The following is an 11,149-nucleotide window of genomic DNA, read 5'->3' on the forward strand; positions in this document are numbered from 1 at the left end:
CTAACTCCTAACTCTCTTTCCCCACTCCCTACTTTCTAAGAATGTAACTTTACTTGTTCTGCTGATTTGCTTTCACTTTTGGAGTTCCAATTGCGACGCGCAGCTTCGACAAATTGACTGACGCGAATTGGGTCAATTGGTTGCTCTATACGTCCGTGGCGTTTCAGGGAACTGGAAACTATCACACCATCTGCTGCTTGCATCAATGTATCAATATTTTCCCAATTCGCCCCACTACCGATGAACACTGGCGTGCCAGCTGCTGCACCACAAGCTAGTTCCAAATCTTCTAAGTTAGGTGGACTACCAGTAGCCCAACCAGACAAAATCACTCCGTCTGCTAAACCCCTTTCAATGGTGTCTTTCACGGCGACTGTGAGATTTGGAGAACTCAAAGGACGGGCGTGCTTCACCAACACATCGGCCAGGATTTTAACATCACAGCCTAACTCCCGTCGATAGCGGAGTAATTGATGGGCTTCTCCCTCAATTAATCCCTGATCGGTTGCCATCACTCCTGTGAGAACGTTGACGCGGATGAATTGCGCCTGCACACAGCTAGCGATCGCCATTGCACTTTTGGCGTCGTTTCGCAAAACATTTAAGCCTATAGGCAAAGTCACCAAATTTTGTATTCGCTGCACCACAATGGTCATGGCACTCACAACCACCGGATCGACTTGGTTTTTGGTAAACGGCGCGTCGAAAAAATTCTCCACAATCAGCCCATCAACCCCTCCACTTGCCAGGGCGGCAGCTTCTTGTTCGGCGCGGTCAATCACCGCTTTTAGGCTACCTCCCCAACGAGGTGAGGTCGGCAGTGGTAGCAGGTGAACCACGCCAATAATCGGTGAGCGAGTTTTAAATAATTGATATAAGTCCACGTCTTTAATCCGCCTCGCGGAGTCCAGAGTCTAGAATTTTTTGACTATTGACTATATGACCCTTGACTCTTGACTTTTCATTAACTAGTCAAATGTGTTTTATGATAGTCGGTTTACTGCCTCCTTCCTTAGATGGAAATTGGCCTCCAACCTCCCATAAGATATGTTAAGATAAAACTTGGCTACAAGAGGAGTTTGCCACTCACTAGACGCGAGGCAGCTTTCCGTGGTTTAGGCGTCTTGTCCGCGCCCAGTCGTAGGACTTGCCAATCGCCAGGCTAGCATTACTGCTTTATTAAGCGTAGTCGCTTTCGTCGATTTCCCGGAGGGTAGCGACTTCTCACAACAAGCCCTTTGGGCGGCTTCCCGATGGGTAGATTAACAACGCACACGCTGTGGTAATGTAAAATACCAATAGGCGAATTGTTAAAAAAGATTACAAGTGTCAAATGTACCCAAAGACACTTCAATTTACCCTGGGGAACAGATTGATAGGAATATCATAACATGACCTCTATTTTTATTTATTGATAGGGTTATGAGTCCACGAGCAGTTATTGACAGTGGAGATTTGCCACTGCGCTGTTTTCATGAGGATGCTGATAGCAAAAAAGCTGAATTTTGCGCCAGAATGTTTGACTAAAAGATAAAGAAGAAAAAAAATGAAGATTTTTTCAAAATATGGGTGACAAGCCAACAATTGCCATTTCTCACCTGGGCTGCGAGAAAAACCGAATTGATACAGAACACATGCTGGGAATGCTCGTAGAAGCAGGCTACGGTGTAGATACAAATGAAGAGTTAGCCGATTACGTTATTGTTAATACTTGTAGTTTTATTGAAGCAGCCCGGCAAGAATCTGTCAGAACTTTGGTAGAACTGGCAGAGGCAAACAAAAAAATCGTAATCACTGGCTGTATGGCGCAACACTTTCAAGAACAACTTTTGGAGGAGTTGCCTGAAGCAGTAGCGGTGGTGGGCACTGGCGATTATCACAAAATTGTAAATGTAATTGAGCGTGTAGAACAAGGTGAGCGGGTCAAACAGGTTAGTATTGAGCCAACCTATATTGCCGACGAAACTACACCGCGCTATCGCACTACAACCGAGGGCGTAGCTTACCTGCGGGTTGCAGAAGGATGTGATTATCGTTGTGCATTTTGTATAATTCCTCATCTTCGAGGGAACCAGCGATCGCGTACTATTGAATCTATAGTCGCCGAAGCCGAGCAGTTAGTTAGTCAAGGGGTAAAGGAAATTATTCTAATTTCCCAAATCACCACTAATTACGGTTTGGATATTTACGGTAAGCCAAAATTAGCCGAATTACTTCGCGCTTTGGGGAAAGTAGATATACCGTGGATTAGAATGCACTACGCTTATCCCACGGGACTAACCCCAGATGTGATAGCGGCGATCCAAGAAACACCAAACGTTTTGCCTTATCTGGATTTGCCCTTGCAACATTCTCATCCAGATATTCTCCGCGCCATGAACCGTCCTTGGCAAGGACGGGTAAATGATGGGATTATAGATCGCATCAAAACGGCGCTACCAACAGCCGTACTGCGGACAACATTTATTGTTGGTTTCCCAGGAGAAACAAGCGAGCATTTTGAGCATCTACTAGAGTTCGTTGGGCGACATGAATTCGATCATGTTGGCGTCTTCACCTTTTCCTCTGAGGAAGGAACCCCAGCTTATAAGCTACCAAATCAGTTGCCCCAAGAGGTGATGGACGATCGCCGATACCAACTGATGGAACTCCAGCAACCGATTTCTCAAAAGAAAAATCAACAGGAAGTAGGCAAAATCGTCGATGTCCTGATTGAGCAAGAAAATCCTGAAAGTGGTGAATTAATCGGTCGTTCAGGTAGATTTTCCCCAGAGGTTGATGGTCTGGTGTATGTCAAAGGCCAGGCAAAGTTAGGAACCATCGTGCCAATAGCGATTCACCACGCTGATACATACGACCTCTATGGTCAAGTAGTCAATAACTAAATTGTCATTTGTCTTTTGTCCAAAGTCCATTGTTAAATGACCCTTACAGATTCATCCTTATACTAAGGTCAATGCTGCATTAATAGCAGTTTTCATGAGGGTTTACCTGAAACGCTGGCGGACTTATTGGCATAGCCTCTCCAAGAGTTGAGGCTTCGCTACCGCCCTTAGCTCACTAATGACTAATGACTAATGACTAATGACTAATAACTAATGACTAATGACTAATCCAAAATCCTTACATAAAATTTAGGACGAATTAATGACTCTTTCATTTCAAGAATTAGGCATTTCCCAAGAACGTGTCGAACAACTAGAAAAAATCGGTTTTACCGAACCCACTAACATTCAAGTGCAAGCAATTCCCCAATTGCTAGCGGGTCGTGATGTAGTAGGTCAATCTCAAACAGGAACAGGCAAAACGGCAGCATTTTCACTGCCAATTTTAGAGCGGCTGGATATTAATCAAAAAGCCGTGCAAGCCATAGTTTTAACACCAACTCGTGAATTAGCAATGCAAGTTCACGATGCGATCGCGCAATTCATCGGCAATGAAGGATTGCGGGTGTTAGCAATCTATGGTGGTCAATCAATTGACCGCCAAATGTTACAACTCAAACGTGGCGTTCACATGGTTGTGGGCACTCCAGGACGGGTGATCGATTTGCTCGATCGCGGCTGTTTAAAACTCGATCAAGTGAAGTGGTTTGTGTTGGATGAAGCCGATGAAATGTTGAGCATGGGCTTTATTGATGATGTGGTGAAAATCCTCTCGCAAGCGCCCGTAGATCGTCAAACAGCTTTATTCTCGGCAACAATGCCACCATCGATTCGGATGTTGGTGAACAAGTTTTTGCGATCGCCAGCGACTGTCACCGTTGAACAGCCAAAAGCCGCTCCCAACAAAATCAATCAAGTAGCTTACTTGATCCCCCGCCACTGGACAAAAGCCAAAGCTTTACAGCCAATTCTGGAAATGGAAGATCCAGAAACAGCTTTAATCTTTGTCCGCACCAGACGCACAGCCGCAGAACTTACCAGTCAGTTACAAGGGGCTGGTCACAGTGTCGATGAATACCACGGTGACTTATCGCAACAAGCGCGGGAACGGTTATTAAGCCGATTCCGTAACCGTCAAGTTCGCTGGGTGGTAGCAACTGATATTGCAGCACGAGGGTTAGATGTCGATCAACTCTCCCATGTGATCAACTACGACTTACCCGATAGCGTAGAAACCTACGTCCATCGCATTGGTCGTACTGGTCGTGCTGGTAAAGAAGGAACAGCAATTTCTTTAGTACAGCCATTTGAGCGCCGCAAGCAGCAGACATTTGAACGTCATAACCGCCAAAGTTGGCAATTGCTGACCATTCCTACACGCGCCCAGATTGAAGCAAGACACATTCTTAAATTGCAAGAACAGGTGCGAGAAGCATTGACAGGTGAGCGTTTGGCTTCATTCTTGCCAATTGTCAGCGAACTGATTGAAGAATACGATGCTCAAGCGATCGCCGCAGCTGCACTGCAAATCGCTTATGACCAAACTCGTCCCGCTTGGTTGAGTTCAGACGTAGAAATTCCCCAAGAGGAATCCTCCGCTCCCAAACCTAGACTCGGTAAGCGTCGTGAATCTTCTAGCGAGCGCCCCCGTTCTGCGTGGAAATCAGATAGCAGCAATGAAGATGAAGAAAGACATTCTTCTCCCAAACCAAAACTGCGGACAAGTGCTCGTGAGTCTTCTGCATCCCCTAGTAAAAAGCTAGGTTCACCTACAGCAAGAGAATCAGCTTCTTAGTCAAGAGTTAGAAGTTAATCGATTTTGGATTTTAGATTTTTTCTTCAATCCCTTCTCCCAAGGGGAGACGCTGCGCGAACGGGTTCAGCAGTCGCTCATGGGGGAAACCCCCAAGACCGCGCTGCTTCACCAAAATCCAAGTTCGCTGGAAGGGCACCAAAGGTGCGACCCAAAATCTAAAATTGGCAGAGTTGAGGGTTAAGAGTCAAGAGTTAAGATTTTGACTTTAGACTCTTGACTTTTTGGCTTTTTTAGAAACTTTAAAAATACTACAGCCAAGGACGACTAACTTGTTCTAATTCTCCAATTTCATCGTCGCTCAATCTCCAGCCCAAAGCACCAGCATTCTGCCGTACCTGTTCGGCTGTCTTCACCCCAGCAATGGGAATAACGTTCCCCTGAGCAATTAACCAGTTGAGAGCAACTTGGGCAGGAGTGCGATCGTATTTTTCTCCGAACTTACGTAGTAAAGATATAACTGGGGCAATTTTTTGCAAACCTTCTTTGTTAAATCGCGGGTCTACTTTCCTTGCACCAGTGGGGGTTTCAGTACTATCAATACTGTACTTGCCTGTAAGTAATCCCTGTGCTAGAGGACTATAAGCCAAAATAGTCACACCCAACTCACGGGCAGTTGCAATAATACCTTTGCTTTCAACTTGACGAGTGAGTAAAGAATAGCGCACTTGGTTCACAGCCAAAGGCACTCCCCGGGCCGCCAATATTTGATGCGCGTCCCGCATTTGCTCTGCTGAGTAATTACTCACACCGACTGTAGCAATTCTGCCCCGCTTCACTTCATCCGCTAGAGCATTCATCAGAGTTTCTTGGCTTAGAAAGAAGGCAAAAGGCCAATGCACTTGATACAGGGCGATTCGATCAAGTTGTAGGCGTTTGAGACTCTCTGTTAAAGCATCAGAGACGGATTGGGCTGTAAATCGCCACGGTACAGGGCCAAATTTTGTGGCTATTTGCACAGGTTGTTGTGTCTGTTGCAGAAATTGTCCCAAAAATTTCTCGCTCTTTCCCATTCCGTAGATTTCGGCAGTATCAAAGAAGGTAACACCAGCCTCTAAGGCTGCTGTAAAGGCTTCTTGTAACTGTTCTGGGCCATAGCGATCGCCATAATTCCAAAACAGTTTATCACCCCAAGCCCAAGTGCCTATGCACAAGGGTGTAACAGATGGGCCATTTTGCCCCAATGTGATGGTTTCCACGGTTGCAAAATTTAGTTTATTTACATTTCTTTACTTTTATAGTGTATCGTTACAGACTAAGGTTGGGTGTGGGGAAGTTGATGTAGTATTTTCAGAGTGCGATCGCCACCATTTCGCCGCAATTGTTGTTGTGCGACGCCGAATAGCCCGTCGTAGACATCGCGGCTTGCATAAAGATTTACAAATTACACCTGAAAATCTATCTATTCTCACAATTAAAGGAGGCTAATAACCTCCCTTTTATAATAGTTGAGTGTATTGACTTGTATTTAAGAATTAGATGATTTATCCTGCTTGGCTTTTTTGATTAATTCCATGTAGACATTAATCTCACTAATTTCTACGTCATGCTCAACTCTGGTTACTTTCCATTTCTCCTTTTTTAGGTAAACTTCCTCTCCTACTCTGGGAATAAATTGGAGATCATAGAACTTCTTGAGAAAATCTTTTTGGTTTTCTTCCCATAATATTACTTTGGCTGATTCTTTACTCATTGCTTATGCCTTTTTGGTTACTAGATGAAGGTAAGTAGTTTGATGACATATATACGGCAAGCTTATCTCACTAATTCAATGGAATAGCGTAGTTAAAACCACATTTTCACAATGTTTCGACTGGCCTGTGTAATGATCACGGAGACCACAATTCCAGACTCTTAAACCAACTCAAATCTCTGTAATCCAATGTCCAAACACTAGCATCATAAAGTTGAGCTACCGCTACAACAGAGGCATCCTTTAAACTTCCTTGCCAGTCTGGTATCTGGCGAACCATGCTGTAAATCTCCTGAAACATTTCCATGCTGACTGGTACAATAACTGTGTTCTCACTAATGACGCTTAGTGCAGTCATTGCAGCACGGCTCGATTGTTCTCGTAGCACAAACTTGTAAACTTCAAACAGCACTGGTAGAGGGGTTAGAACCTCACCAAACAACGCTGGTAACTTACTAAAACCCGCTTTACATTCCTGATGGTAGTCATCTCGGACAGAAACCAGGGCAATTAGGGGGCCTGCATCCAAAACGAGACGCTTCATCCTTGTATCAAATAGTCTTCATTAACTGAAGCGTCTGTAGGAGCATTTTCCACGATTCCTGCCAGCGATAGTAGCCTTGAACCATTTTTGGGGCGCAACTTTTCCGCCAGTGCTGCCTGTACAACACTTGATGGATTTTGCTCTGGGTGATCTTTTAAGTATTGGTCAAGTTGTGTCCACAACTCATCAGGAATATAGAGTGTCCGTTTCATTTTATTAGCCTCTGAAGGTACAACACTAGTTGTACTCTGATTGTACTTGCTGGGGTGCGATCGCCATTTTTTAGCTATTTACTGCTCAATGTTGTGATAAGTGTTTGTTTAAGTTTTTTGACTTTTATAGCGTCTCGTCATGGGCAAGATTGCGAATAAAGCATTGGGTATTAAGGATTTGGTTGGTTTAAGCTGCTAACTAACCAACTTAGAAAAATTTCGAGTAGCAATAAATATGATTAGCAAAGTCACAAAAGGGCAGCACCACAAATAGCAGAGTTTTTTATGAATCGTTGCAATACTTCTAGTTGAGCTAAAGTTAGTAGGTATATTACAACGATAGTAGTCGTAAACAAGATCCGATCGCGGATTACAACCAAGCCATAAAGATTAATCCTAACTTGGCTGAAGCTTATGCTAATCGAGGTGTATAATTGCTTGCCAAATACAGCGTATTTCAGGTAAATGAAGTACACGGGTAGGGGCACAACATGTTGTGCCCCTACGATATCTGTACCTCACGCCTGTTGCAATCTGCTGTAAGTGCGATGCCTGTGGCGGGCGAAGCCATCGCAACTTCCACTTTTCGTTCGCTGATTTCGAGCGGGTAGGGTTTATCTTTATTTAAAGAGAGAAATTAAATTCTATAAACTATACGAAAAAGTAGCTATGGCAAGCGGTGAAGTATTTGATACCAACACGAAATCTCTATCTGTGCCAAGGGTAAACCTGCTGACCATGTTCCGGCTGGGTTTATTTCAGATGGGGTTGAGCATGATGTCCATTTTGACTCTGGGGGTACTCAACAGAGTCATGATTCAAGAAATAGCAATTCCGGCGACGCTAGTTTCAGTAGTTCTAGCACTGCCCTTATTTGTTGCTCCTTCGCGTGTCTGGTTCGGTCAGATTTCCGATGCCAAGCCTTTATGGGGATACCACCGCACAGCTTATGTTTGGGTGGGCGCGGCAATATTTGCGATCGCAGCATTTTTAGCTGTACAAGTAATGTGGCAGATGAATGTTGCTGGAAATAGTGCAGGTACTTGGGTATGGACAACCCAAACAATCGGCTGGACAGGGCTTTTGGCTTTAGTTTTCGCTGTGTATGGTCTAGGAATTTGTGCTAGCGGTACTGCCTTTGCTGCTTTGTTAGTGGATATATCTGAAGAAGATAACCGTTCCAAAGTAGTCGGTGTGGTTTGGTCGATGCTAATGGTGGGGATTATTGTTGGGGCAATTATTAGTGCCAGCTTGCTGAAACAGTTAACGCCAGAAGCAACTGTAGAAACCTTGCAACCGGCAATCAACAGATTGTTTACTATCGTCCCAGCAATTGTATTTGGTTTAGCGATCGCAGCAACATTCGGCGTAGAAAAAAAGTACTCTCAATACTTAACCCGTTCCACACTGGTAAACCGGGAAGACAGTATTACTCTAGGTAATGCTTGGAAAATATTGACAGCTAGTCCGCAAACAGGTATATTTTTCACCTTTTTACTGGTGATGACTATCAGTTTGTTTATGCAAGACCCGATTTTGGAACCTTATGCGGGTCAAGTGTTTAAAATGCCCCTAGCGGAAAGTACCAAATTAAATATTTTTTATGGAACGGGTTTACTGATTGCCTACGGCGTTACGGGCTTTTACATTGTCCCGCGTTTGGGTAAGCGCAGAACTGCACGTCTAGGCTGTATGTTGGTAGCATTCTGTGCAATATTGCTGGGTATATCAGGATTCACAGCTAATGCAGCAGTTCTCAAACTAGGTTTGTTCTTTTTCGGTTTAGCCGCAGGTTTTTTAACTACAGCAGCAATTAGCTTGATGTTGGATCTTACCGCAGCAGAAGCCGCAGGTACGTTTATTGGGGCATGGGGATTAGCGCAGTCCCTTTCTAGAGGTGTGGCGGTAGTCATCGGAGGTACAGTTTTGGATATTGGACGCAAGCTGTTACCGAGTCTAGAGTTAGCTTATGGACTGGTATTCGTTCTAGAAGCCGTGGGAATGGTGCTATCGATTTGGTTTCTGAATCGGGTAAACATTACAGAATTTCAAACAAGTACAAAGCAAGCGATCGCTTCGGTTTTGGAAAGCGATTTAGACTAAAGTGTATGGGACAAATGACAAATGACTAATGACTAATGACTAATAACCATGAATGATTTTTGGACAACAATTCTTGATTTTGCCCAAACTACCACTACCAGAGTGGGCAAACAGCTAATGCAAGATTTTGGGAAAGTACAGGCTGACCAAAAAGCTGATGGTAGTTTGGTGACGCAAGCCGATAAATGGGCAGATCAGGAAATTCGGGATGCGATCGCTTCTAATTTCTCTGGTTACGGAATTTTGACCGAAGAGAGCGATCAGTCATTTCCCGGTACTGAGTGGTGCTGGGTAATTGATCCTCTAGATGGCACAACCAACTTCACACGCGGCATTCCCCTCTGGACAATTTCTCTGGGTTTACTGTATCGAGGCACACCCATTTTTGGTTATGTTTACGCACCAACCTTGAATCAAGCTTTTCATGGTTTCTGGGCAGGTTCATCTGGTTTAGCAACTCCAACAGGAGCATTTCTCAACAACCACCCCATCCATACTAGTATAGATAGTCCCAGCAACAATCACTTTTTTAACCTCTGTTCCCGTAGCACCGCAGTTATCCAAAACGGCTTTCCCTGCAAAATTCGCATGTTGGGTGTGGCTAGCTATAACTTTTTGACAGTTGCCACTGCAGCTACTCTTGGTGGTATTGAAGCGACACCAAAAGTTTGGGACTTAGCGGGGGCTTGGGTAATTGTCCAGGCTGCTGGTGGGGTATGGTTCTCGCTGAAGTCAGAACCATTTCCGTTGTCACCCGGAGAAGATTATAGCGATCGCTCTTTTCCTACCCTTGTGGTTAGTCGTCCCGAATTAATTCCGGTATTTCAACCTTTTCTCGAAAGCGTAAAAATTTAATATAATAATTTGTTGTGTATCTAAAAACAGTGATTTTGTCACCCAGCCTAGTTAGCGGCGACATAGCCGAAATAAAGTAAACAAAGTCCTAGTCAGACAGAGAAATAAAGCTGGTAATAATCCTGATTTTACTGCAATAACAGTGTAGCTACTAATTTAAGTACAGTTGTGGCTTCCATCACACTACTTAATTTAGTATAAATAATTTTATGTTGTCTAATCTAGATTTAATTCGAGAGTTTGTGCAAAACTCTATTCATAAAAAAGAAGTTTTGTTGTCAAATCCTGCTTTGACAGCGCAAACAGTGTATAAAACTAACCAACTGATAGCAAAAGCCGAAGGTGTGATTGCCACCGTCCAACTATCTAACACACTATCTGAATTCTCAATTTCTCCAAAATCATCCCAGTGGGAATTGATAAATCAGGCATTAGCAGAATATAGTTATCTCCTCAAAGGAGAAGTAGATACTCGGGGTTTCTATCAGTATCAATACTGCGAAGTTCCCAAAGGCTATGAGATGCACTGTACTAAATCTGTGCTTCTATGGCGAGCTTGGTGGAAATATCGTAAGTATACTTCAAGAGTAGGGATTCCGTTGGAACTTCTGATTAGAAAACGAGATTCATGGTATCCAATTAGAGATTTAATTATTAGCGACGGACTTCTTTATATCAAAACTTTAGGAAGTGAGATAGCACTTGACTCAGACGACCTGGTTACTTGGTTAAGCAAAGTTAATGTAATCAATATTATTAAAGAAATACCTACTACAGAGACATAGGCGTAGGTAGAGGCATACATTTGTACGTCCATACAACCGATTGATTATTTTGTAAAGATTTTTGAAAGTGGTATTGAGAAACTTTGAAATTTTTATAGACAAATGTAGACAATCTTTAACTTATGTACTAAGATATAGCAATCCTAAATCATTTATGAGAAAATACGGAATAGAGATAAAGGTGTAATTACCAACAAGTACAGTGAGGGATCAATGTGGATGCGATCGCTATCAGAGTTTATCGAAAATAGCCTTCGAC

12 protein-coding genes are annotated in these 11,149 nt (G+C 43.5%); 7 read left to right on the forward strand and 5 right to left on the reverse strand.

Annotation, left to right across the window (positions count from 1 at the left end; translation table 11 throughout):
• Positions 1-35 precede the first annotated feature (35 nt).
• On the reverse strand, positions 36-884 hold the full coding sequence (btpA, locus tag LC586_RS05380) for a photosystem I biogenesis protein BtpA (protein WP_100901140.1): 849 nt from the start codon (positions 882-884) through the stop codon (positions 36-38).
• Positions 885-1,565: 681 nt separating this feature from the next.
• Here btpA and rimO point away from each other — a divergent pair.
• The gene (gene rimO / locus LC586_RS05385) at positions 1,566-2,885 is read left to right on the forward strand and encodes a 30S ribosomal protein S12 methylthiotransferase RimO (protein ID WP_229483503.1); all 1,320 of its coding nucleotides are present in this window, start codon (positions 1,566-1,568) and stop codon (positions 2,883-2,885) included.
• A gap of 262 nt (positions 2,886-3,147) precedes the next feature.
• Complete coding sequence (locus LC586_RS05390; RefSeq protein WP_229483505.1) at positions 3,148-4,680, forward strand: DEAD/DEAH box helicase; 1,533 nt, start codon at positions 3,148-3,150, stop codon at positions 4,678-4,680.
• A gap of 269 nt (positions 4,681-4,949) precedes the next feature.
• Here LC586_RS05390 and LC586_RS05395 read toward each other — a convergent pair whose 3' ends face one another.
• On the reverse strand, positions 4,950-5,897 hold the full coding sequence (locus tag LC586_RS05395) for an aldo/keto reductase (RefSeq protein WP_229483507.1): 948 nt from the start codon (positions 5,895-5,897) through the stop codon (positions 4,950-4,952).
• On the opposite strand from LC586_RS05395, the gene LC586_RS05400 reads away from it, so the two are divergent.
• Positions 5,887-6,126, forward strand: coding sequence for a hypothetical protein (locus tag LC586_RS05400; RefSeq protein WP_229483509.1), 240 nt, complete (start codon positions 5,887-5,889; stop codon positions 6,124-6,126). The genes LC586_RS05395 and LC586_RS05400 overlap by 11 nt on opposite strands.
• Positions 6,127-6,166: 40 nt before the next feature.
• Here the strand turns inward: LC586_RS05400 and LC586_RS05405 are convergent, their stop codons facing one another.
• The 3 genes from LC586_RS05405 to LC586_RS05415 all read right to left on the reverse strand — a co-directional run bounded on the left by LC586_RS05405 (position 6,167) and on the right by LC586_RS05415 (position 7,147).
• Positions 6,167-6,391: a hypothetical protein gene (locus LC586_RS05405; RefSeq protein WP_229457035.1), complete on the reverse strand. Its 225-nt coding sequence runs from the start codon at positions 6,389-6,391 to the stop codon at positions 6,167-6,169.
• Between the two features lie 136 nt (positions 6,392-6,527).
• The gene (locus tag LC586_RS05410) at positions 6,528-6,935 is read right to left on the reverse strand and encodes a type II toxin-antitoxin system VapC family toxin (RefSeq protein ID WP_229483510.1); all 408 of its coding nucleotides are present in this window, start codon (positions 6,933-6,935) and stop codon (positions 6,528-6,530) included.
• Entirely contained in the window at positions 6,932-7,147 is a 216-nt protein-coding gene (locus tag LC586_RS05415; protein WP_194003523.1) for a DUF2811 domain-containing protein, read from the reverse strand. The genes LC586_RS05410 and LC586_RS05415 overlap by 4 nt, the downstream gene beginning before the upstream one ends.
• 362 nt (positions 7,148-7,509) lie before the next feature.
• On the opposite strand from LC586_RS05415, the gene LC586_RS40515 reads away from it, so the two are divergent.
• The 4 genes from LC586_RS40515 (at position 7,510) to LC586_RS05435 (ending at position 10,890) form a co-directional block, all read left to right on the forward strand.
• On the forward strand, positions 7,510-7,581 hold the full coding sequence (locus LC586_RS40515; protein WP_309143364.1) for a tetratricopeptide repeat protein: 72 nt from the start codon (positions 7,510-7,512) through the stop codon (positions 7,579-7,581).
• A 235-nt stretch (positions 7,582-7,816) separates the two neighbouring features.
• Entirely contained in the window at positions 7,817-9,250 is a 1,434-nt protein-coding gene (locus tag LC586_RS05425) for a BCD family MFS transporter (RefSeq protein WP_229483512.1), read from the forward strand.
• Positions 9,251-9,298: 48 nt separating this feature from the next.
• Positions 9,299-10,105, forward strand: a complete 807-nt coding sequence (locus tag LC586_RS05430; protein WP_229483513.1) for an inositol monophosphatase family protein — start codon at positions 9,299-9,301, stop codon at positions 10,103-10,105.
• A 209-nt stretch (positions 10,106-10,314) separates the two neighbouring features.
• The gene (locus LC586_RS05435) at positions 10,315-10,890 is read left to right on the forward strand and encodes a hypothetical protein (protein WP_229483515.1); all 576 of its coding nucleotides are present in this window, start codon (positions 10,315-10,317) and stop codon (positions 10,888-10,890) included.
• The last annotated feature ends 259 nt before the right edge of the window (positions 10,891-11,149 follow it).

The organism is Nostoc favosum CHAB5714 (assembly GCF_020829495.1).
Classification (GTDB): Bacteria; Cyanobacteriota; Cyanobacteriia; order Cyanobacteriales; family Nostocaceae; genus Nostoc; species Nostoc favosum.

Bases quoted from the DNA above. Each gene is read 5' to 3' on its own strand.
- rimO (WP_229483503.1), top strand. From the start codon at position 1,566: ATGGGTGACAAGCCAACAATTGCCATTTCTCACCTGGGCTGCGAGAAA.
- LC586_RS05390 (WP_229483505.1), top strand. From the start codon at position 3,148: ATGACTCTTTCATTTCAAGAATTAGGCATTTCCCAAGAACGTGTCGAA.
- LC586_RS05400 (WP_229483509.1), top strand. From the start codon at position 5,887: ATGGTTTCCACGGTTGCAAAATTTAGTTTATTTACATTTCTTTACTTT.
- LC586_RS05405 (WP_229457035.1), bottom strand. From the start codon at position 6,391: ATGAGTAAAGAATCAGCCAAAGTAATATTATGGGAAGAAAACCAAAAA.
- LC586_RS05410 (WP_229483510.1), bottom strand. From the start codon at position 6,935: ATGAAGCGTCTCGTTTTGGATGCAGGCCCCCTAATTGCCCTGGTTTCT.
- LC586_RS05415 (WP_194003523.1), bottom strand. From the start codon at position 7,147: ATGAAACGGACACTCTATATTCCTGATGAGTTGTGGACACAACTTGAC.
- LC586_RS05425 (WP_229483512.1), top strand. From the start codon at position 7,817: ATGGCAAGCGGTGAAGTATTTGATACCAACACGAAATCTCTATCTGTG.
- LC586_RS05430 (WP_229483513.1), top strand. From the start codon at position 9,299: ATGAATGATTTTTGGACAACAATTCTTGATTTTGCCCAAACTACCACT.
- LC586_RS05435 (WP_229483515.1), top strand. From the start codon at position 10,315: ATGTTGTCTAATCTAGATTTAATTCGAGAGTTTGTGCAAAACTCTATT.